The following is a 20,268-nucleotide window of genomic DNA, read 5'->3' on the forward strand; positions in this document are numbered from 1 at the left end:
GCCGTGTCATTCCAGCGCCGCGAAGAGGAGATGCCCCAATGGCGACCCGCGTGACGAACACACCGTCAGATACCACCCGCACCGGCGGGCTCCCACGGCTCGTGCCGGTCCGACACAGGCGCAGCGGCGCGGTGTGGGGCGCGCTCCTCATCGTGTACGTGGTGTGGGGTTCGACCTATCTGGCGATCCGGATCGGGGTGGCGACAATGCCGCCGTTTCTCTTCGCCGGCACACGTTTCGTGGTCGCGGGGGTGCTGCTGGCCGCGCTGGTGGCCTGGCGGCAGGGGACGGCCGCGCTGCGGGTCACCCGTCGGCAGTTCGCCTCGGCTGCCACGGTGGGTCTGTTGCTGCTGTTCGGCGGTAACGCGCTGGTGGTCCTCGCCGAGACCTCCCTCCCTTCCGGGCCGGCGGCGCTGCTGACGGCCTTGATCCCGGTGTGGCTGGTGCTGCTGCGCAGGGCCGACGGCGACCGGCCGCGTGCCGCGACCGTTCTCGGTGTGCTGCTCGGACTCGCCGGCCTGATCGTGCTGACCATCCCCGGAAGCGGCGGCGGGGTGCGGCTGGGCGGGGTGCTGACGGTCGTCACCGGGACGCTGATGTGGTCGGGTGGTTCGTTCGCGGCCTCGAAGCTCCCTCTGCCCGCGAACTCGTTCTCTGCCAGTGCCTACGAGATGATCGCCGGCGGTCTGGGCTGCCTGGCGCTGGGGGTGGTCCGCGGCGAGCAGGATGGCCTGGATCTGGGCGCTGTCTCCACCCGGTCGTGGCTGGCACTGGTGTATCTGATCGTCTTCGGCTCGCTGGTGGCGTTCACCGCCTACGTGTGGCTGCTGCACTCGGCGCCGCTGTCCCTGGTGGCCACGTATGCGTACGTGAACCCGGTGGTCGCCGTCGTCCTCGGCTGGGTTGTTCTCGGCGAGCCGCTGACCTGGCCGGTGCTATCGGGCGGTGCGATTGTCGTCGCCGGCGTCTGTGTGGTCGTCAGTACCGAACGCCGAGGCCTGAAAAAGGCCGTTTGAGTGACCGGAGCGTCACCTTCTGTACACGGACACGCAGCGTGTGGTGCGATGCCCACGTGAAATCCGGGGGTCGGGCCGGAAAGCGACGCCCGCCCTCGATCCGTGGACGAATTGAAGGGAAACCCATGGTGCTCCGTGTGCTGGCCGCGACTGGTGTCGCCACATCACTGTTCGGCTCGTCGGCCTTCGGCGGCAGCCCGCCCCCGCCGCCGGACCGGATCGTCATCGACAGCGTGGCGGTCAACGGTTCCGGTTGCCCGGCGGGGACGGCCGCCGTGGCCGTGTCCCCCGACAACACCGCCTTCACCGTTACCTACAGCAACTACCTCGCCCAGGTGGGGCCCGGGTCGGCGCCGACCGACGACCGGAAGAACTGTCAGCTCAACCTGCTCATGCACGTCCCCGGTGGCTACACCTACGCGATCGCGTCCGCCAGCTACAGCGGCTTCGCGTCACTGGCGCCGGGTGCGTCCGGGACCCAGCGGGCCAGCTACCACTTCCAGGGCAACGCCCACACGACCAACTCGACCCACCGCTTCAAGGGCGGGTTCACCGGCAACTGGCAGACGACCGACACCGTGAACGTCGCCGCCCTGGCCTTCGCCCCCTGCGGGGAGGAGCGCAACCTCAACATCAACACTGAACTGCGGGTCGAGCGCGGCACCTCGAGCCCGAGCGCCACCAGCTTCATGGAGATGGATTCGACGGACGGCAGGATCAAAACCGTGTACCACCTGGCCTGGAAGCAGTGTCGCTGATCTCGTTCGGTGCTCGAGGACCCTGGCCGGACTGGACGAGCACCAGGTCGCCCGCGGGACTCCTGGCACCGCTGGGTCACCCTGGCCGTGCTCGCGGTCGCTGCCGCCCTCGAATGCCGCGACCATGCCCCGGCCGATGACGGGACCAGCCCGAATGGGCTGATCCCGCTCACCTGCAACGAGATCCAGTGCCTGTTCACCGCCCTGCTCGTTCGGCCCGTCCACGACCTCGCGCGCTGGTCCACCTGGCGCCGACGCCACCAGGTCCGCGCGCGTGGGGCATGCCGGGCCCGCGGTCGCGCCAGGGGGCGAGTTCCTTGGGGTGAGGCGCATCGTCAGTCCGGGCGACGGGTGTCGGCGGGGTCGATGGCCTGGTTGACGCGGTGGCCGATGGCGCGCAGGGTGCGCTGTTGGGCCTGGGTGAGCGGGTCGAAGACGAGGCGGCGGACCTCCTCGACATGGCCCGGGGCGGTGGCGCGGCCCCACCCCGCAGCCCGGCGGGAGGCTCGGTGGGGGCCGGTGCGGGAGGAGTCCCGCACCGGCCCCGGACGTTCACGCCGAGGCGGTGGAGCCGTCCGCCTTGCGGCCACGGCGGCCGAGCACGATACCCGTCACGGCGCCGAGGACGCCAACGACGATGCCCGCGATGCCGAGCGTGCGCGCGGTGGAGTCGCCGCTGCTCGCCTTCGCCGCCGTGGGCGCCGCCGGGGCGGTCGCGGCAGCGCTCGGGGCCGGCGTGGAGTCGCCGCCGGTGGCGGCGGTCAGCTTGAGGACCGGGGCCGGGTGCTCCGGCTCCTTCTGGCCGTCCTGCGGCTCCTCGATCCAGCGGACGATGTTGCCGTCGCTGTAGGTCTGGAGGGCCTTGAAGACGACCTTGTCGGTGCCGTCGGGCAGCGCGCCGAGGTCGACGGTGAAGTCCTGGTAGTGGCCGGGGGCGATCTGGCCGCCGGTCCAGACGATCTGCGAGACGACGTCCGTGATGTCGCCGTCGTCGGTGTGGATCGGGGTGGCCAGCTTGGTGGTCTGGATCTGGTCGGTCCAGCCCGGCACCGGCGCGACCAGGGCGGACGGGACCGGGTGGTCGGTCGGGAAGTCGATCTCCACCTTGACCGTGCTGTTCTTGTCGTCCTCGTTGGGCACGCGGAACGCGAAGGTCTGGTCGGTCGCGTTCTTCGGCACGCTGGACGGCTGCACGGTGACGTGCGCGGACGCGGTGGCGGCGGTGGCCAGCACGGTCGCGGCGGCCAGGGCGGAGGCGACGGCAAGGCGGTTGTTGAAGGACAGGCTCATGGCTGAGTGGTCTCCAGGTCGGAGGCACGCGTCGGCCGGCCCACCGGTGATCGGGCACCGTGGGAAGGCTGAGCATGCGTATGCGATCGAGGTAGTCGGCGGACGGCCGCGACCGGAGACGTTCCGCTCCGGTCAGACGACCCCCGTCAGCGGCGGACCGCGCCTGATCACCACGTGCCGAAGGAGTGCCGACGGCGGCAGGCCCCACCAGCCGTCCGCCGGCACCGGGCGCACTCCGCCTGCCCCCGCACGACCGCCGAGCCCGTCACGCAGGGCCACGAACAGGTCCAGAACGCGACGGAGTTGAGCCGCGCAGGCCCGCACGGTGGCCGAGGCGGTGTCGGCCGCGAGCCGGACCAGCGTCCAGAGGGCCGCCTCGCCGCGCCGCAGCCACCACCCGGCGGCGACGGTCGCGGCCAGGTGCGCCGCGAGCATGGCGGGACTCAGCCCCAGGAGCGTCGCGTGGGCCCAGAAGGCGACATGCGTCGCCGCGACGGCGGTGTGGGGAGCCGCTCCGCCGCCCATCACCATGTGAGTCATCGGGGCGCCGGAGCGCCCGCCCATCCCCGGCATGTCGGCCATGCCGTCCATACCGGCCCTCATCGGCGAACGCCGTGGGCACTGGGCGGCGTGGAACAGGACGTGCAGGCCGCCCTGGCCGGCCGCCAGCCCGCCGACGATCGCCCGCGCCGAGCGTTCCCGGCGCGCGCCGAACACCGCGACCGCCCCGGTGAGGAGCCACCCGGACAGCAGCGCGCTCAGTGGAACCGCGCCGCCGGAAGCCAGGGCGTGCCCGGCGGCGGCCAGCACGACGCAGACCGTCGCGAAGGGCAGAGCCCGCAGAACGCGAAGGTCGAGTGCGGCGGCGCGCACGGGCAGAGGCTCGGCGGCGGTTCCGGAGTCAGACATGGCCGGGACATCATGACACCACCCGCCGCACCGCCGCGTGGGGACCCGAGGAAGAACCCCGGACATGCGCGGAACTTTTCCGGTGTCGCGTCCGACTACCAGTGCCGGGCCGCAACCGTCGGCCCCTGCCCCCGGATCTTCCCAGGAGAGTTCCATGCGTTCTCGTGTGTTGTGCGGCATGGCCGCCGCCGTCCTCGTGACGGGATGCGGCAGTGGCGGAGGTGCCAAGACCGGCGACGCGGGAGCGGCGGCCACGTCCGCACCCGCTGCCGCTGCCCCGTCGGGCGCAGCGGCGTTCCCGGTCAAGGTCACGGACTGTGCCGGGAAGGAGACGGTGTTCGACTCGGCACCGAAGAAGATCGTCACCAGCAACGCGTCCAGCCTGGAGATGCTGCTGCGGCTCGGCGCGGGCGACCGGGTGATCGGCACGGGCTTCCCGCCCGGCAAGGGCACGCTGCCGACCGACATCGCCGATGCCAGCGCCAAGGTGCCGGTGCTCGGGGACATGGCGATCCCCAAGGAGAAGCTGCTCGGCTCCGGCGCCGACCTGTACGTGGAGACCTTCGCCGCCATGGGCGGCATGGGCGGCATGGGCGGCGGGATGGGCACCACGCCGACCGACCAGGAGTACCAGGCCGCCGGGATCAAGCGGGTGTTCCTGCACTCCACCGCCTGCGCGGCGATGGCCAGGGCCCCGCAGCAGGACCTCTCCGGCGTCGAGGGCGACATCCGGAGCCTGGGCCAGGTCACCGGCACCTCGGCCGAGGCCGACGCGCTGGTCGCGGACATGGAGAAGAAGGTCGGATCGGTGAGGAACGCGCTCGCCGGCGTGGCGGCGGACCAGCGCCCCGGCTACTTCTTCTTCGACTTCGACGCCGGCACCAAGCAGCCGATGGCGCTCTGCAACCGGCAGGTCGGCAACGCCGTGATCACCCTCGCCGGGGCCCGCAACGTGTTCGGCGACTGCGACGGCGACTTCAAGCCCGTCTCCTGGGAGGACGTCGTCGCCAAGAACCCGGACTGGATCCAACTCGGCGTCCGCAACCGCGGCAGCGAGGCCGAGAACAGGAAGGCTTTCGACGACGCGGAGAAGTTCCTGCGCGAGTTCCCCGCCACCAAGGGCCTCAAGGCCGTCCAGGAGGGGCACTTCGTCCGGGTCGGCTCGGAGGTGACCACCATCGCCGGCACCCGCGACGCCGACACCGTCCGGCAGATCGCGCACAGCCTCTTCCCGGACCTCGTCAAGGACGCGCAGTAGATGACGGCCGCACCCGCTGCAGCGCCCGTCCGTCGGCCCGCGCGCACCGCGCGGGCCGGCCCCGTCGCGTCCGCTCTCGTCACCGCACTGGTCGTCGCCCTCACGCTGGCGGTCTCGTTCGGTCCCGTGGACATCCCGGTCCGGGAGGTCTGGACCGTGGTGGAGCACCGGATCACCGGGACGGCGCCCGAGGCCGGCGCCCGGGACCTGATCGTGTGGCAGCTGCGCGTACCGCGTGCCCTGCTCGCAGCCCTCGTCGGCGCCGGGCTGGGCCTGGTCGGCACCGCCGTGCAGGCGCTGGTGCGCAATCCGCTGGCCGATCCGTACCTGCTGGGCATCTCCTCCGGCGCGTCGCTGGGGGCCGTCGCCGTCATCGTCCTCGGCGCGGGCACCGGCTTCGCCTTCGGGTTCGGCGTCTCGGCCGCCGCGTTCGCGGGCGCGCTGGCCGCCTTCGCCCTCGTGTGGGCGATCGCCCGGCGCGGCGGCGGCTTCGCCCCGATGCGCCTGGTGCTGGCCGGGGTGGCCATCGGGCAGTTCCTCTCCGGCTTCACCAGCTTCCTCGTCCTCCAGGCCGGCGACGAGCAGCAGACGCGGGGCGTGCTGTTCTGGCTGATGGGCAGCCTCGGCGCCGCGACCTGGGACCAGCTCGCCGTACCCGCCGCCGCCGTCGCCCTGGGCTGGCTGGTCCTCCAGGCACGGGCCCGGCACCTCAACGCCCTGCTGATGGGCGACGAGACCGCCGCCGGCCTCGGCGTCGACACCGCCCGGCTGCGCCGCGAGCTGTTCGCCGTCACCAGCCTGCTGACCGGGGTCCTGGTCGCGGTCTCCGGCGCGATCGGCTTCGTCGGCCTGCTGGTGCCGCACGTGTGCCGGCTCGTCGTGGGCGGCGACCACCGCCGGCTGCTGCCGCTGTCCGCCCTGACCGGCGCCGTCCTGCTGGTCGTGGTGGACACCGTCGCCCGCACCGCCCTGGACACGCAGGAGCTGCCGATCGGCGTCGTCACCGCCGTCATCGGCGCACCCGTCCTGCTGTACCTGCTCGACCGACGGCTGGAGCGCGGATGAGGATCGCCATCGAGGAGCTGTCCGTCGCCCTCGGCGGGCGTGACGTGCTCTCCAACGTCGGCCTGATCGCGGCCGAGGGCGAGATCGCCGGCCTGGTCGGGCCGAACGGCAGCGGCAAGTCCACCCTGCTGCGCACCGTCTACCGGCACCTGCGTCCGGACGCGGGGCGGGTCCTGCTGGCTTCGCGGGACGTGCGCTCGCTGGCCCCGGCCGAGGCCGCCCGGCACATCGCGGCCCTGCCCCAGGAGCGCGGCGCGGACTTCGAGTTCACCGTGCGCGAGGTCGTGGCGATGGGCCGCACCCCCTACAAGCGGGCCTTCGCCGGGGACGACGAGCGGGACCGGGTGGCCGTCGCCGAGGCGCTGGAGCGGGTCGGCCTCGGGGGCCACGCGGACCGCCGGTTCGCGCAGCTGTCCGGCGGGGAACGGCAGCGGGTGCTGCTGGCGCGGGCGTTCGCTCAGCAGCCGGACGTGCTGGTGCTGGACGAGCCGACCAACCACCTCGACGTCCGGCACCAGGTGGAGCTGCTCGCCCTGCTGCGTGAGCAGCGCCGCACCACGCTGATCTCGCTGCACGACCTCAACGCCGCGGCCTCGCTCTGCGACCGGCTGCACGTCCTGCACGAGGGCGTTCTGGTGGCCTCCGGCACGCCTCGGGAGGTGCTGACGCCCGAGCTGCTGGCGAAGGTGTTCGGCGTGCGGGCCGCGGTGGTCGAGCATCCGCTGACCGGTGATCCGCTGATCGCTTTCGACCACCGGCAGGCCGCCCCATGACCGCCGGCGGGGCCGCCGCCGGGGAGCCGGCTGCCTCGGTGTAGGACCACCGGACCGCCCCCTGGTTCCCGATGGGAGCGAGGGGGCGGTGGTGTGTCGGCCGGCAGGGCTCAGGACTCCTCGAAGTGGCTCGGCCGGCCGTCCCGCAGCACCAGGGTGCCCCGCGGCTCGGCGTCGGCCCGGCGCATCAACTGCCAGCTGCCGTCGGCGCGGTGCAGGACGGTGGAGTGCCAGGGGGTGGTCCAGGCGTCGGGGGCGTCGAGCAGCCGGATGCCGAACTTGGCGGCGCCGCGCGGCTGGGGGTGGATGGACAGGCGGACGGTGCGGGGGTGGTGCTCGGCGATGAGGTCGCCCCACGCGCGGCTGCGCTGGATGACCCCGTAGGCGCGCCGGCGGCACTCGCGCTGCAGGGCGGACCTGGTGCCGCTGAAGTCCACGGTGTCCTCGGTGAGGAAGCGGGTGATGCCCCGGTAGAGCGCGAGGGTGTGCTCGTCGCGTCTCACCTCGGCGCGCAGTTCCTCGACGGTGGGCGCGTACGCGGCGTGCACCCGGGCGCGCTTCTCGTCGTACGGCAGGTCGCCGAGCACGTCGCGCAGGTCGAAGACGGAGAGGCGGGTCAGGCCCTCGCGTCGGATCAGGGCGGCGAGTTCGTCGGAGTAGGCGTCGATGTGCGGGTCCGGCACCCGGATCAGGTCGCCGAAGACGTGCCCGTCGGAGCATATTTCCATCCGGGCGCCCGGCTCGTACACCTCGCCGACCGCCCGGCAGAGGTCGTCGAGGAAGGTGAGGGAGAGGCGTTCGCCCTCGTCGGGGAGGTGTCCGAGAACCTTGGCGGGGCTGGGCGACTTGCAGGGGAAGCCCGGCAGGGTGAAGACGATCCGGTCTCCCGCCTCGACGAACTCGGCCAGCTGCCGGAGCTGTTCGGGGAAGTCTTCGACGGCGGCCGGGGTCGCGGTGTCGGTGGCACGGCGGTGGGGCAGCAGCAGTTCCAGGACGGCGGCGCAGATCTGTCGGACGGGTCTGGAACTGTCCGTGACGGATTCGGTGGGCATGCGTCTCCTCCGTGAGGGCATGGCGGGATGGCGGCCCGGCGCCGCTCGTCCCGACGGGAGGCGGGTGCCGGGCCGCCCTGGTCGGGCGGGTGGGTCGACCGGCGGTGGCCGGGTCGGTCAGGTGCGCTTGTCGTAGGCGACCGGGAGCCGGTTGACGCCGCGGGCGAGCACGGCCGGGATCCAGGTGAGGTCGTCGAGGGAGCCGGCGGGCCGCAGGCCGGGCAGACGGGCCAGCAGGGTGGCGAGGGCGATCTGGAGCTCGGCGCGGGCGAGGGCGGCCCCGGGGCAGAAGTGGATGCCGTGCCCGAAGGCCAGGTGGGAGTTCGGGCTGCGCTCCAGGTCGAGCGTGTCGGCGTCCGGGAACTGCTTCCCGTCCCGGTTGGCCGCGCACAGCGAGACGATGACGGAGTCGCCGGCCGGGATGCGGGTGCCGTGCAGGTCGCTGTCCTCGGCGAAGAACCGCCAGGTGGTGAGCTCGAACGCGCTGTCGTAGCGAAGGAGTTCCTCGATCGCCCGGGGCATCAGGGCGGGGTCGTCGCGCAGCCGCTCCAGCTGGTCGGTGTGGCGGAGCAGGGTGATCAGCATGGTGGTGATCTGGTTGGTGACGGGCTCCTGGCCGGCGACGAGGAGCTGGAAGATCATCGAGTCGAGTTCCTCCTGGGTCAGCTCCCTGCGGTCCTTGGCGACGACCAGACGGGAGAGGAGGTCGTCCTCCCAGTGCTCGCGCTTGTGGGCGACGACCTCGGCGATGTACGTCTGCAGGCCGAACAGGCGGGCCTCGTAGGCGGGCCTGCCCGGGTCCTGCGGGCCGACCGGCTGGACGACCTTGCCCCAGTCCCGGTCGAAGCGGGCGGCCAGCTCGGCCGGGAGGCCGATGACCTCCGCCAGGACCCGGAACGGGTAGTGCGCGGCGAAGCCCTGGACCAGGTCGGCGCCGCCCTCGGCGGGCAACTCGTCCACGAGGGCGTCGGCGAGCTCCTGGAAGCGCGGGCGCAGCGACTCCACCCGGCGTGGGGCGAAGGCCTCCAGGACGAGGCGGCGCATCCGGGTGTGCTCCGGCGGGTCCTGGTGCAGCAGGTGCGCCTGGAGCTGGGAGTGCTGGGGCTCGGGCATGATCGAGGCCAGCGCGCGCCAGTTGTCGTTGCCGAGCTCGTGGTTCTTGCCGAGGCGGGGGTCGTTGAGTGCCCGGTGGGCGGCGTCGTAGCCGGTGACCAGCCAGGCGGCGATCCCGGAGGGGAAGCGGACCTTGTGGACGGGGCCGGCGTCGCGCATGCGGCGGTAGAGGTCGTACGGGTCGGTCTTGTAGGCGGAGCCGTACAGCGGGATCGGCTCACCGGCGGCGGCGCCGGTGACGGGGCAGCGGCCCTCGGTGTGGTCAGGGGTGGTCATGCCGGTTCCTCCGGGTGGCGGGTGGGATGGTCACAGGGCCAGGGCGGGGCGGTGGTGGTCGAGCCACAGCGCGACGTCGACGACGCGTTCCAGGCGGAGTCGGTGGCCCCACTGGAGCTGCTCGGCGGGGGTGTCGAGGCCGGCCTTGATGACCGTCTCGTCGGCGATGTCCCGTACGTGCGGCGCGTCCAACGCCTCGCGGGCCAGTCGCTGGAGGCCGCTGTTGTAGTCGGTGTGGTGCGTGGCCGGGTAGTGGTTCTTCGGCCGCCGGAGCACCGAGTGGGGGGCGATGCCCCGGCCGACGTCGCGCAGCAGGCTCTTCTCGCGGCCGTCGTGGTTCTTCATCGCCCAGGGGGTGTTGAAGGCGTACTCGACGAGCCGGTGGTCGCAGTAGGGCACCCGGACCTCCAGGCCCTGAGCCATCGAGAGGCGGTCCTTGCGGTGCAGCAGCTGGCGCAGCCAGCGGGTCAGCGAGAGGTGCTGGAGTTCGCGCTGCCGGTGCTCCTCGGGCGTCTCGTCGTCCAGGTGCGGGACCGCGGCGAGCGCGCTGCGGTAGGTGTCGGCGCGGAACTCGCCGATGCGCAGCCGGGCGGCGAGCTCGGGGTTGATCGGCATGGCGGCGTCGTCGCCGGTGACGAGCAGCCAGGGGAAGGCCTGCGCCGCGAGCGCTCTGGGGTTGTGGAACCACGGGTAGCCGCCGAAGACCTCGTCGGCGGCCTCGCCGGACAGGGCGACCGTGGAGTGCCTGCGGATCTCGCCGAACAGCAGGTAGAGCGAGGTGTCCATGTCGCCGACGCCGATCGGTGAGTCCCGGGAGACGACGACGGCCCGGCGGTGCTCCGGGTCGAGCAGGGCGTGCGGGTCGAGGATCACGGTGGAGTGGTCCGTGCCGATGAAGGCGCCGGCCTCGGTGGCGAAGGGCGTGTCGTGGCCGGTGCGCAGGACGTCGCCGGTGAACTGCTCGGCCTGGTCGCTGTAGTCGACGGCGTAGGAGCGGAGCCTGGCCTGCGGGCCCTCCCGGAGCCGGAGTTCGTCGGCTACGAGGGCGGTGACGACGGTGGAGTCGAGGCCGCCGGAGAGCAGGCTGCACAGCGGGACGTCCGCCTCCAGCTGCGATCTGGCCGCGCGGTCGACCAGCTCGCCGACGCGCTCCTTCGTGGCCTCCGGGTCGTCGGTGTGCGGACGTGCGGTCAGGTCCCAGTAGTGGCGCTCGCGGACGCCGTCGCGGTCGAGGACGAGCAGTGCGCCGGGGTGGACCTCGCGGACGCCGGCCCAGACGGTGGGGCCGGTGTTGAACAGCAGGCTGTAGGCCTCGCGCAGGCCGTCGGCGTCCACGGTGGGGGTGATCTCGGGGTGGGCGAACAGGGCCTTGGGCTCGGAGCCGAAGGCCAGGCCGCCGTCGACGGCCGCCCAGAAGAGCGGTTTGACGCCGAGCCGGTCGCGGACGAGCAGCAGTCGCTGCCGGTGTTCGTCCCAGACGGCGAAGGCGTACATGCCCTCCAGGTGGTCGACCAGGGCGTCGCCCCATTCCAGGTAGGCGCGCAGCACCACCTCGGTGTCGCTGCGCGTCTCGAACCGGTGGCCCCTGTTTCGGAGCCGCTCGCGCAGCTCGTGGTGGTTGTAGACCTCGCCGCTGTAGGTGAGCACCACCTGCGGCAGCTCGGGGCGGTCGGCCATGGGCTGGGCGCCGCCCTCGATGTCGATCACGGCGAGCCGCCGGTGGCCGAGCGCGGCGTGGGCGCCGGTCCAGACACCCCCGGCGTCGGGCCCGCGCAGGGCCATGGTCGCGGTCATCGCCTCGATGACGGGGGCGCGGTGCCGGACGTCCTGGTGGAAGGACACCCAGCCGGTGATTCCGCACATGCGCGTGCTCCAGACGTGAGAACGGTGAAAGCGTGAGTGGGAGGTGACGTGGACTCAGGCCGTCCGGCCGGCAGTCGAGCGGCCGTGCAGCGCCAGCAGCGGGACGGCGAGGCAGGCGCAGGCCGCGGCGACGCCGAGGCCGAGGTGCAGGCCTGCCGTACCGGAGCCGCCGAGGCTCCACGTGGCGGTGGCGAGGGCCGGGCCGAGGGTGAAGCCGAGGCTGCGGGCGAGCTGTACGGTGGAGGCGGCGGTGGCCGTCGTCGCCGGGGTGGCGGACGTCATCACCATGGCCTGGGTCGGGCCGCCGTACAGGCCCATGCCGGCTCCGGCGAGGGCGAGGCGCCAGGCGATGTCCGGCAGGCTCCAGGTGTCGCCGAGCGGCACGAGCAGCAGGAAGCCGAGTGCGGTGAGCGTGGCCCCGACGGTCGCGGTCGGCCGGGGGCCGAAGCGGTCGGCCAGCCGTCCGCCGAAGGGCCCGCCGATCCCCATGGCGAGCGGGAAGCACAGGATGGTCAGGCCGGTCGCGGTGGCGCTGGCGGCCTCGTCCCGTTGCAGGTGCAGGGCGAGCAGGTAGTGCATGACGGCGAAGGCCCCGGCGACGGCCAGCACCGCGGTGTTCAGGCCTGCCGTCCGGTTCGCCCGCAGCACCGACCTGACGGGCTGTCCGCCCGCACGCCGCAGCCACAGCGCGGTCAGCGGTACGGCGGGGGCCGCCAGCAGCAGCCAGGCCGGAGCGTCCGCCGTGAAGGTGAGCCCGAGGAGGACCGCGCAGACGGCACCGCCGATGAGCGCCGCGTCGGTCAGCTCCGTCCGGGCCGGCCTGACCAGGGCGCCGCCCCGGGGCAGGTGACGGCGGGCGAGGAGCCAGGCCCCCAGGCAGACCGGCAGCTTGACGAGGAAGATCGCCCGCCAGCCCAGGTGGTCGAGCAGCAGTCCGCCCAGGGCCGGGCCCGTGACCGCGCCGAGCGGCCCCAGGGTCGCCGGCACGCTCATCGCCCGGCCCCGCAGTTCCGGCCGCACCGAGCGCATCGCCAGCACCGGCATCAGAACGAACAGCACCGCGCCGAAGGCCCCTTGGACCACCCGGGCCGCGATCAGCGCACCGGCCCAGGGCGCCGCGGCGGCAGCGGCGCTGCCCAGCGCGAACCCGCCGACGGCGGTCAGCAGCGCGGGGCGGGTGCCGACCGCGTCCAGCCACCGTCCGGCCGGCAGGAGCAGCGCCACCAGAGGGAGTTGGTATCCCAGGACGGCCCACTGGGCGGTCTGTGCGGATATGTGGAAGCCCTTGCCGATGTCCGCGAGTGCGATGTTGACGATGTTCATGTCGAGCATCGCCACGAACGACAGCATCCCCGCGACCGCGACCAGGCTCCAGCGGTCCGTGACCGCCTGCGGAGCTTCCCGACCCGTCGTCGCGCTCACGGCGTACACCCCTTGCCGGCGGATCTCGGCCGATCCGACCGGCACCTCATGGGCCGCATGCTCCGTCCTCCTCCTGTGTCGGGCACCGTCGGCGACGGCACCCGGCACATGAGTCGGACCGGGACTCCCGGAAGTTCCGAACACTTGCATGATTCTTCGCCGACCATGCGAACGCCCCCGGAGCTGCCCGTCCTCCACGCGGTCCGAGCGCCGCGACGGGTTGGCGGGTCATTCCTCCAGGGCGGCCGCGATGTGGTCGAGGTCGGCGAGGAGCGCTGCCATGCGTTGCGGCGGGATCGCCTCGACCATGCGCTCTTCGATGGCGTAGACGGCGGCCTGGACCGCGACGAGGCGCGCGCGGCCATCGGCGGTGAGGTGTGCGGGCCGGGCACGGCCGTGGTCGGCGGTGGCGGGGCGAGTGATCAGTCCCGCTTCCTGCAGGCCCCGCAGGACGACGTTTCCGGACTGCCGGGTGACGAAGGTCGCGCGGGCGAGGTCGGCGTTGGACATGCCGGGGTGCAGGGCCAGGAGTTCAAGGGTGGCGTACTGCGGCACGGTCAGCCCGTGCTCGCGCAGGACCTTGTCCATGGCACCCCGCAGGGCGGCCTGAGCGCGTTTGAGCAGGTACCCCACGTGCTGGGTGACGTCCTTGGCGGGGTGGGGCGGCTCGGCCGGCGTGCTCTCCATCATGTCAGCATTTTGACATAGCCCTCGCGGCACCCTAGCCTCGCCTATGTCAAAGTCCTGACATATGACTCCGGTACAAGGATCGAGGAAGACCCATGTCTGTCACCATCGACGGCCCCGACTTCGTGGCCCTGCAAGTCCGTGACGTGGACGCCGCAGCCGCCTTCTGCGAGCAGCACCTGGGCCTGCGCCGGGCCGCGGTCTCGCCGCCGCACGCGGTCGTGTTCGACACCAGGCCGACCCCGTTCGCCGTCCGCCAGCTCCTCCCGGACGTCGACCTCGCCGACACCGCACGGCCCGGCCTCGGAGTGGTGCTGTGGTTCCGGACTTCCGACGCCCACAAGCTCCACGACCAGCTCGCCGCCGCCGGGATCAGGATCCTCACCCCGATGGCGGACAGCCCCTTCGGGCCGGTGTTCTCCTTCGAGGGCCCGGAGGGCTACACGCTGACCGCACACGGAGGCTGACCGCGGCCGTCGGCCCGGCCGGACCCTTCTCGCCGACGGGATCCGCGCAGGGCACAGCCGGGATCCTCCTCCCACTGGCACGGGTAGCGCGGGCGTACGTGGGTCGCTGTCACAGGAGCAGCGCCTCGAGCTCCGAAAGTCGGCCGAACAGGTCGGGGAGGCCGCGCACGCCGTTGCGCACGGACTCGTGCGACAGCGCGAGGTCAGGGCCGGTGCTCGCCTCGACACCGGCGAGGCACCGGAGGATGTTCCGCCTCGTGTGCCCCAGCCAGCCGTCGATCATGAACACAAACCAGCTCGGACCTGACGGCGGCAGCGCTCCGCCCCCCGCGACATAGCCGTCGAGGACCGAGCGGAAGATGGCGGGCTCGATGTCGTCGAAGCCAGGTCCCTTCGCGAGGCTCAGCGCGGTCGAGCCGAGCTCACCGGACAGGTCGAGCATCCCCGAGAGCTCCCAGTCGAGCACCACCGGCCGACCCTCTCGAGCGAGCAGGTTCCACGGTTGGATGTCCTGATGGGTCAGCACGACGGGGCCTGGCCGTTGGCAGGTGTCGACGAAGTGGGAAATCGCGAGGAACGTCTCGATGTGAGAGGCGAGTTCGTCGGCCCACGGCTGTCCGGTCGCCGCCGCCCGCGCGGCGAGCTCGGGCCAGTCCCGTGACGCCGGTTCCTCGATCGACACATGGGTCCACGCGACGTCGAGCGCGTGGATGCGCGCGAGGATCTCACCGATCTCAAACGCGTACGCCGCCGGCACCGGTGCCTCCGGCACCTTTTCTCCCTCGACCCATCGATGAACGAGCGTGTGGGGGCCGGCCGAGATCGGCTCCGGCATCGGAATGCCGGCGGCGAAGGCCGCCCGCTCAAACCTGAACACGTCCTCGACACGAGAGGTCCAGCGGCGGTCGACGAGGTTCAACTCCTTCACCGCGAACGACCCTTGGTCGGTGTCGAGCCGGTACATCCGGTTGGCGAACCCGCCGTGGACGCGAATCATCGGCCCGATCGGCGCCCCGAGATGCGAAAGGTCCACCTACGCATGCTAGTGGCTGGCAGTTCATCGGTGCACCTGACTTTCCCGCGATGCGTGCTCACGATCACCGCTACGCCGACGGCCACAGCCCGACCACGTACCAAACACGCCATAGGTAGCCCCTCAGGCACGTCTGAACGTCCTCGGGCCCGGCCACCCAGTACGTTGACCGGGCCCGGTAGTTTGACCGGTCCGAGCCCTTTCCACCTCTCGAAGGAGACGCCTCCCGTGGCCAGCCCGACCCAGACGCTGGAGTTCCAGGCGGAGACCCGCCAGCTGTTGCAGCTGGTGATCCACTCGATCTACTCGAACAAGGACATCTTCCTGCGCGAGCTGATCTCCAACGCCTCCGACGCCCTCGACAAGCTCCGCCTGGAGTCCCTCACCGACACCGGCCTCGACGTCGACACCTCCGACCTGCACATCACGCTGGACATCAACCGCGACGCCCGCACCCTGACGGTGCGGGACAACGGCATCGGCATGACCCGCGACGACGTCGTCGACCTGATCGGCACCATCGCCAAGTCCGGCACCGCGAGCCTGCTGGCGAAGATCAAGGAGGCCAAGGACGCGGACGCGGCACAGAGCCTGATCGGCCAGTTCGGGGTCGGCTTCTACTCGGCGTTCATGGTCGCCGACAAGGTCACCCTGCACACGCGCCGGGCCGGCACCGAGGAGGGCACCCTGTGGGAGTCCGACGGTGAGGGGACCTACACGATCGCGGAGGCCGGCGATCTGCCGGTGGGCACGTCGGTCACGCTGCACCTCAAGCCGGCGGACGGCGAGGACGGGCTGGGCGACTACCTGGCCGCGTGGAAGATCCGCCAGATCGTCAAGCAGTACTCGGACTTCATCCGCTGGCCCATCCGCATGGCCACCGAACCCGCCGGCCCCGGCACCGAGGCCGGCGCCGACGACCAGGGCGAGAGCGAGCGCCCGGGCGAGCCGGAGACGCTGAACTCGATGAAGGCGCTGTGGGCCCGCCCGCGCAGTGAGGTGACCGAGGCCGAGTACAACGAGTTCTACCAGCAGATCAGCCACGACTGGCAGGACCCGGCCGAGACGATCCACATGCGCGCCGAGGGCACCTTCGAGTACGAGGCGCTGCTGTTCATCCCCGCCCACGCCCCGTTCGACCTGTTCTCCCGTGACACCAAGCGGGGTGTGCAGCTGTACGTCAAGCGCGTGTTCATCATGGACGACTGCGACGCGCTGATGCCGAACTACCTGCGGTTCGTCAAGGGCGTCGTCGACGCCCACGACCTCTCCCTCAACGTCTCCCGCGAGATCCTGCAGCACGACCGCCAGATCACCGCCGTGCGCCGGCGCCTCGTCAAGAAGGTCCTCGGCGCCCTCAAGAACACGCAGGCCACCAACACCGAGGCCTACCTCAAGCTGTGGGAGCAGTTCGGCCGCGTCCTCAAGGAAGGCCTGATCGAGGACCGCGACAACACCGACGCCCTGCTGGAACTGGTCAGCGTCGCCTCGACCAACGATCCGCAGGAGCCGACCACGCTGCGCGAGTACGTCGCGCGGATGAAGGACGGCCAGGACACCATCTACTACCTGACCGGCGAGAACCGGGCGATGGTGGAGAACTCCCCGCACATGGAGGCCTTCACCGCCAAGGGCTACGAGGTCCTGATCCTCACCGACCCCATCGACGAGATCTGGACCGACCGGATCCCCTCCTTCGACGGCCGCCGCTTCCAGTCGATCGCCAAGGGCCAAGTCGACCTCGACAACGACTCCGACGGCGACAGCAGTGACGAGGCGAAGACCGAGAAGGCCCAGCGCGAACAGGACTTCGCCGCCCTCCTCGCCTGGCTCCAGACCACCCTGGCCGAGCACGTCAAGCAGGTCCGCCTCTCCACCCGCCTGACCACCTCCGCGGCGTGCCTGGTCGGCGACGCCCAGGACCTGACCCCCACCCTGGAGAAGATGTACCGGGCCATGGGCCAGGAACTCCCTGCCGTCAAGCGGATCCTCGAACTCAATCCCACCCACCCCCTCATCACCGCCCTGCGCCAGGCCCACGAGACGAACGCCGACGACCCGGCACTCGCCGACCTCGCCGAACTCGTCCACGGCAACGCCCTGCTCGCAGAAGGCGGCGACCTGCCCGACCCGGCCCGCTTCACCCGCCTCCTGACCGATCGCCTCACCCGCACCCTGTAGCCCCCGCCGGGTGCGGCCCGCCATACGCCAACCGGCTGGTCGGCCGCACCCCGCGCCGCTCGGCCGACATGCTCCACGCCGCAGCGAAGCACGGCATCACCCTCGACACCTTCGACCGGGAGCCGATGCAGTTCGACCTGGGACAACGAGCCCCGAGCGGGGAATCTTCGTACCAGCCGTTCACTGGACACACCCCCGCTCAGCTCGTTGTGCCACCTCATGACATCGGCTCCTCGCGGTCGGGCTCGGCGGCGTAGGACGTGAGGCGATCGGCGAGCGCGATGACGAGGTCGCGGAGTTCATCGGGGCGCTCGATGACGAACGGCCGGTTGAGTGAGGCGAGTACCGGAGGCAACCAGTCGAGTCGCTCCGCCCGTAGCTCGACGCGCAGCCAGCGCTCGGCCGCGCGGTCCTCGCCGGCTGCGGCCTCGTGCTCCTCCAGGTTCGCGACGCTGACGGGAAGGTGGGCGCGGATCTGCTCAACCGTCCCGTGGATCCGCAAGGTCACCTCATGCCGGTACTCGGCCGTGGCGAATCCCGACAGCACGCGCTGTGCCGGACCGGGACCCGCGGGCGTTTCGAATGAGCCGGGCAGGGTCCTCGCGTCCGCGATGCGGTCGAGCCGGAAGGTTCGGTCCTCGCCGATCCGGGCGTCCTTGCCCGTGACGTACCACCGGCCCGAATGGGCGACGATCCCGTACGCGTGCAGTGTGCGTTCGCTGCGCCGTCCGTCGCGGTCGGTGTAGCGGATCGAGACCGGTCGGTGGTGGCGCACCGCATCGGCGATCGTGAGCAGGACCCCGGCGTCCGGGGTGTCGAACTCGCCGGGCCGATCCGTGAAGGCGAGAGCTTCCACGAGTGCGTCGAGCCGGCGGGCGATGTGCTTGGGCAGCACCCGCCGGATCTTCGCCGATGCCGTCTCGTTCGCCGTGTGCTCCGTCGTCGTCAGCCCTGCTCCGCGGCCGGCGACCAGCCCGAGCAGGACGGCCAGCGCCTCGTCGTCGCTGAGCATGAGCGGAGGCAGGCGGTACCCGGGGGCGAGCCGGTACCCGCCGTAGCGGCCGCGCACCGATTCCACGGGCACGTCGAGGTCGATCAGCTGGTCCACGTACCGGCGCACGGTGCGCCCTTCGACGCCGAGCCGGTCGGCGAGTTCGGCCACCGTCCGGGTGCCGCCCGACTGCAGCAGTTCCAGGAGTGTCAGCACGCGGCCGGTGGGTCGAGGCATGTCCGCAGCCTAACGCGAATACAGGACCGATTCTGTCCACTATTTCTCCTAGCCTACGACGTGCACGCCTCCAGCACAGCCAAGGAGATTCCCATGGACTTCGTCTCGATCCGCATCATCACCAGCGACGTCGCGCGCCTCGTCGAGTTCTACGAGCGGGCCACAGGGGCGCGGGCGACGTGGGCCACCGAGGACTTCGCCGAACTCAGGACCGCGGGCGCCACCCTCGCGATCGCCGGCACCCGCACGGTCCCGCTGTTCGCTCCGGGCTCCGCCCGCCCGGCGGACAACCACAGCGTGATCACCGAGTTCCTCGTCGACGACGTGGACCGCGTTCACCGGAACCTGACCGGCTTCGTCACCGACTTCGTCACCGAGCCCACCACGATGCCCTGGGGCAACCGGTCGCTGCTGTTCCGCGACCCCGACGGCAACCTCGTCAACTTCTTCACCCCCGTCACCCCGGCGGCCATCGAGAAGTTCGCACGCTGACGTCTCGCGCAGCTGCTCGTGCGGGGGCCCTGGGATCCCAGGGCTCCCGCACGAGCAGCTGCGCGAGGTCACCCGCTACGAGCACGACCGGGTCGGCGACCTGGTCCACGTCGACATCGAGAAGCTCGGACGCATCCCGACGGGCGGCGGCCGTCGGATGCACGGCGTCGGCACCGAGTCCGCCCGCACACGCCGCGAACGAACGGGAAGGTGGAGCGCCCACGAGCCGCGGTCAGGACATGGCCTGACGGGCCGCCAGGTCGTCCAGGATGGTGGCGGTGGCGGTCGCGCCGAAGCGTTCGGCGCCGGCGGCCACGAACTCCAGCATGCGGTCCAGGGTGCGCACCCCGCCCGCAGCCTTGACCTTCATGTGCGCGGGGACGTTCGCCCGCATCAGCCGCACGTCCTCCAGGGTCGCGCCGCCGGGCGCGAAGCCGGTGGAGGTCTTCACGAAGTCCGCGCCCGCCAGCGCGCTGAGTCGGCAGGCGCGCAGTTTGGCGTCGTCGTCGAGGTAGGCGTTCTCGAAGATCACCTTGGTGAGGGCGGCGCCCCCGGCGGCGTCGACGACCGCCTCGATGTCCTGCCGCACCGCGTCGTCCTCGCCGCCGCGCAGCAGGCCGATGTTGAGCACCATGTCGAGTTCGGCCGCACCCGCCGCCAGGGCGTCGGTCGCTTCGCCCGCCTTGGCCGCCGCGGTGGTGCCGCCGTGCGGGAAGCCGATGACGGTGCCGACCGCGACCGCGGTGCCGGCGAGCGCCTTGACCGCGAGGGCGACGTCCGCGGGGCGCACGCAGACGGAGGCGACGTCGTAGGTCGCGGCGAGTTCGCAGCCGCGCAGGACCTCGCCGGTGGTGAGTTCGGGCCGCAGGAGCGAGTGGTCGATCATCTTGGCGAGCCGCCGGACGTCGATGCCCGTGAAGTCCATGAGCCTGTCCTAGGGGTGAGGCGTTTCGCGCCACAGCCCAGGGGGCGGACGCGCGGACGGTTCGACGATAGGCCATGGCTGTCTAGTCGTCTATACAGCTCCGGGCAGGCATCCACTCACCAGATGTGGCGAGGATCACACTGCACGCCTCTTGCCCTTGGCGCCTTTCGCCGCGGAATGCCCCGCTCTGTACTGGTCTACGCTGGTTGACTAGACAGCTGGACGGCGTAGTCTCAATTTCGGAGGACCCCTTTTGGAAACGGATTTCGCGCCCAGGTACCACCGGATCGAACAGGCGCTCCGAAACCGGATCGCCAAACACCGACCGCACGACCCGCTCCCCTCGGAGTCGGAGCTTTGCGACGAATTCGGGGTGAGCCGCATGACCGCACGGGCGGCCGTTCAACGGCTCGTCACGGAGGGTTTGGTCTATCGGGTCTCCGGGCGCGGGACATTCGTC

At 71.7% G+C, this 20,268-nt stretch carries 19 protein-coding genes and 1 pseudogene; 9 read left to right on the forward strand and 11 right to left on the reverse strand.

Annotated features, from left to right (window positions below; all coding sequences use genetic code 11):
- Positions 1–38 precede the first annotated feature (38 nt).
- Together ACWCXH_RS01645 and ACWCXH_RS01650 are read left to right on the forward strand one after the other, a co-directional pair.
- A complete protein-coding gene (locus ACWCXH_RS01645; protein WP_449799293.1) occupies positions 39–1,016 on the forward strand; it encodes an EamA family transporter in 978 nt (325 codons plus the stop codon).
- Positions 1,017–1,144: 128 nt separating this feature from the next.
- Complete coding sequence (locus ACWCXH_RS01650; protein WP_449799364.1) at positions 1,145–1,774, forward strand: DUF4360 domain-containing protein; 630 nt, start codon at positions 1,145–1,147, stop codon at positions 1,772–1,774.
- A gap of 335 nt (positions 1,775–2,109) precedes the next feature.
- Here ACWCXH_RS01650 and ACWCXH_RS01655 read toward each other — a convergent pair whose 3' ends face one another.
- From ACWCXH_RS01655 to ACWCXH_RS01665, 3 genes are all read right to left on the reverse strand, one after another.
- Positions 2,110–2,313, reverse strand: a complete 204-nt coding sequence (locus ACWCXH_RS01655) for a hypothetical protein (RefSeq protein WP_449799294.1) — start codon at positions 2,311–2,313, stop codon at positions 2,110–2,112.
- Positions 2,314–2,326: 13 nt separating this feature from the next.
- The gene (locus tag ACWCXH_RS01660; RefSeq protein ID WP_449799295.1) at positions 2,327–3,064 is read right to left on the reverse strand and encodes a YcnI family copper-binding membrane protein; all 738 of its coding nucleotides are present in this window, start codon (positions 3,062–3,064) and stop codon (positions 2,327–2,329) included.
- 132 nt (positions 3,065–3,196) lie between these two features.
- The gene (locus ACWCXH_RS01665) at positions 3,197–3,973 is read right to left on the reverse strand and encodes a hypothetical protein (protein ID WP_449799296.1); all 777 of its coding nucleotides are present in this window, start codon (positions 3,971–3,973) and stop codon (positions 3,197–3,199) included.
- A 154-nt stretch (positions 3,974–4,127) separates the two neighbouring features.
- Here ACWCXH_RS01665 and ACWCXH_RS01670 point away from each other — a divergent pair, with 154 nt between their 5' ends.
- Genes ACWCXH_RS01670 through ACWCXH_RS01680 form a run of 3 tightly spaced genes read left to right on the forward strand, consistent with a single transcriptional unit; the run spans position 4,128 to position 7,069 of the window.
- Positions 4,128–5,231 carry an ABC transporter substrate-binding protein gene (locus ACWCXH_RS01670; RefSeq protein ID WP_449799297.1) on the forward strand — a complete coding sequence of 368 codons (1,104 nt, stop codon included), beginning with the start codon at positions 4,128–4,130 and terminating at the stop codon, positions 5,229–5,231.
- Positions 5,232–6,296 carry a FecCD family ABC transporter permease gene (locus ACWCXH_RS01675; RefSeq protein WP_449799298.1) on the forward strand — a complete coding sequence of 355 codons (1,065 nt, stop codon included), beginning with the start codon at positions 5,232–5,234 and terminating at the stop codon, positions 6,294–6,296.
- Positions 6,293–7,069 carry an ABC transporter ATP-binding protein gene (locus ACWCXH_RS01680; protein ID WP_449799299.1) on the forward strand — a complete coding sequence of 259 codons (777 nt, stop codon included), beginning with the start codon at positions 6,293–6,295 and terminating at the stop codon, positions 7,067–7,069. The genes ACWCXH_RS01675 and ACWCXH_RS01680 overlap by 4 nt, the downstream gene beginning before the upstream one ends.
- 110 nt (positions 7,070–7,179) lie before the next feature.
- On the opposite strand, the gene ACWCXH_RS01685 is transcribed toward ACWCXH_RS01680, so the two are convergent.
- The 5 genes from ACWCXH_RS01685 to ACWCXH_RS01705 form a co-directional block, all read right to left on the reverse strand.
- The gene (locus ACWCXH_RS01685) at positions 7,180–8,121 is read right to left on the reverse strand and encodes an L-tyrosine/L-tryptophan isonitrile synthase family protein (RefSeq protein ID WP_449799300.1); all 942 of its coding nucleotides are present in this window, start codon (positions 8,119–8,121) and stop codon (positions 7,180–7,182) included.
- A 117-nt stretch (positions 8,122–8,238) separates the two neighbouring features.
- The gene (locus ACWCXH_RS01690) at positions 8,239–9,510 is read right to left on the reverse strand and encodes a cytochrome P450 family protein (RefSeq protein WP_449799301.1); all 1,272 of its coding nucleotides are present in this window, start codon (positions 9,508–9,510) and stop codon (positions 8,239–8,241) included.
- 30 nt (positions 9,511–9,540) lie between these two features.
- Entirely contained in the window at positions 9,541–11,373 is a 1,833-nt protein-coding gene (gene asnB / locus ACWCXH_RS01695; protein WP_449799302.1) for an asparagine synthase (glutamine-hydrolyzing), read from the reverse strand.
- A gap of 54 nt (positions 11,374–11,427) precedes the next feature.
- Positions 11,428–12,795, reverse strand: a complete 1,368-nt coding sequence (locus ACWCXH_RS01700) for an MFS transporter (protein WP_449799303.1) — start codon at positions 12,793–12,795, stop codon at positions 11,428–11,430.
- A 228-nt stretch (positions 12,796–13,023) separates the two neighbouring features.
- Positions 13,024–13,485, reverse strand: coding sequence for a MarR family winged helix-turn-helix transcriptional regulator (locus ACWCXH_RS01705; RefSeq protein WP_449799304.1), 462 nt, complete (start codon positions 13,483–13,485; stop codon positions 13,024–13,026).
- A gap of 92 nt (positions 13,486–13,577) precedes the next feature.
- Here ACWCXH_RS01705 and ACWCXH_RS01710 point away from each other — a divergent pair, with 92 nt between their 5' ends.
- Complete coding sequence (locus tag ACWCXH_RS01710; protein ID WP_449799305.1) at positions 13,578–13,949, forward strand: VOC family protein; 372 nt, start codon at positions 13,578–13,580, stop codon at positions 13,947–13,949.
- A gap of 109 nt (positions 13,950–14,058) precedes the next feature.
- Here the strand turns inward: ACWCXH_RS01710 and ACWCXH_RS01715 are convergent, their stop codons facing one another.
- Positions 14,059–14,982 (reverse strand): phosphotransferase family protein, encoded by a 924-nt coding sequence (locus tag ACWCXH_RS01715; RefSeq protein ID WP_449799306.1) that lies wholly within the window; start codon positions 14,980–14,982, stop codon positions 14,059–14,061.
- 228 nt (positions 14,983–15,210) lie between these two features.
- Here ACWCXH_RS01715 and htpG point away from each other — a divergent pair, with 228 nt between their 5' ends.
- A complete protein-coding gene (gene htpG / locus ACWCXH_RS01720) occupies positions 15,211–17,163 on the forward strand; it encodes a molecular chaperone HtpG (protein WP_449799307.1) in 1,953 nt (650 codons plus the stop codon).
- Positions 17,164–17,380: 217 nt separating this feature from the next.
- Here the strand turns inward: htpG and ACWCXH_RS01725 are convergent, their stop codons facing one another.
- Positions 17,381–18,391, reverse strand: a complete 1,011-nt coding sequence (locus ACWCXH_RS01725) for a helix-turn-helix transcriptional regulator (protein ID WP_449799308.1) — start codon at positions 18,389–18,391, stop codon at positions 17,381–17,383.
- Between the two features lie 93 nt (positions 18,392–18,484).
- Here ACWCXH_RS01725 and ACWCXH_RS01730 point away from each other — a divergent pair, with 93 nt between their 5' ends.
- Positions 18,485–18,883, forward strand: coding sequence for a VOC family protein (locus tag ACWCXH_RS01730; protein ID WP_449799309.1), 399 nt, complete (start codon positions 18,485–18,487; stop codon positions 18,881–18,883).
- A gap of 232 nt (positions 18,884–19,115) precedes the next feature.
- Here the strand turns inward: ACWCXH_RS01730 and deoC are convergent, their stop codons facing one another.
- Complete coding sequence (gene deoC / locus ACWCXH_RS01735) at positions 19,116–19,808, reverse strand: deoxyribose-phosphate aldolase (protein WP_449799310.1); 693 nt, start codon at positions 19,806–19,808, stop codon at positions 19,116–19,118.
- 253 nt (positions 19,809–20,061) lie between these two features.
- Between deoC and ACWCXH_RS01740 the strand changes: the two are divergent.
- Positions 20,062–20,256, forward strand: a pseudogene (locus ACWCXH_RS01740) (GntR family transcriptional regulator); the annotation flags it as partial.
- Between the last annotated feature and the right edge of the window lie 12 nt (positions 20,257–20,268).

Source organism: Kitasatospora sp. NPDC001660 (genome assembly GCF_053596725.1).

Coding starts and splice junctions, on each gene's coding strand:
- ACWCXH_RS01645 (WP_449799293.1), top strand. CDS start 39: ATGGCGACCCGCGTGACGAACACACCGTCAGATACCACCCGCACCGGC.
- ACWCXH_RS01660 (WP_449799295.1), bottom strand. CDS start 3,064: ATGAGCCTGTCCTTCAACAACCGCCTTGCCGTCGCCTCCGCCCTGGCC.
- ACWCXH_RS01665 (WP_449799296.1), bottom strand. CDS start 3,973: ATGTCTGACTCCGGAACCGCCGCCGAGCCTCTGCCCGTGCGCGCCGCC.
- ACWCXH_RS01670 (WP_449799297.1), top strand. CDS start 4,128: ATGCGTTCTCGTGTGTTGTGCGGCATGGCCGCCGCCGTCCTCGTGACG.
- ACWCXH_RS01675 (WP_449799298.1), top strand. CDS start 5,232: ATGACGGCCGCACCCGCTGCAGCGCCCGTCCGTCGGCCCGCGCGCACC.
- ACWCXH_RS01680 (WP_449799299.1), top strand. CDS start 6,293: ATGAGGATCGCCATCGAGGAGCTGTCCGTCGCCCTCGGCGGGCGTGAC.
- ACWCXH_RS01685 (WP_449799300.1), bottom strand. CDS start 8,121: ATGCCCACCGAATCCGTCACGGACAGTTCCAGACCCGTCCGACAGATC.
- ACWCXH_RS01690 (WP_449799301.1), bottom strand. CDS start 9,510: ATGACCACCCCTGACCACACCGAGGGCCGCTGCCCCGTCACCGGCGCC.
- asnB (WP_449799302.1), bottom strand. CDS start 11,373: ATGTGCGGAATCACCGGCTGGGTGTCCTTCCACCAGGACGTCCGGCAC.
- ACWCXH_RS01705 (WP_449799304.1), bottom strand. CDS start 13,485: ATGATGGAGAGCACGCCGGCCGAGCCGCCCCACCCCGCCAAGGACGTC.
- ACWCXH_RS01710 (WP_449799305.1), top strand. CDS start 13,578: ATGTCTGTCACCATCGACGGCCCCGACTTCGTGGCCCTGCAAGTCCGT.
- ACWCXH_RS01725 (WP_449799308.1), bottom strand. CDS start 18,391: ATGCCTCGACCCACCGGCCGCGTGCTGACACTCCTGGAACTGCTGCAG.
- ACWCXH_RS01730 (WP_449799309.1), top strand. CDS start 18,485: ATGGACTTCGTCTCGATCCGCATCATCACCAGCGACGTCGCGCGCCTC.
- deoC (WP_449799310.1), bottom strand. CDS start 19,808: ATGGACTTCACGGGCATCGACGTCCGGCGGCTCGCCAAGATGATCGAC.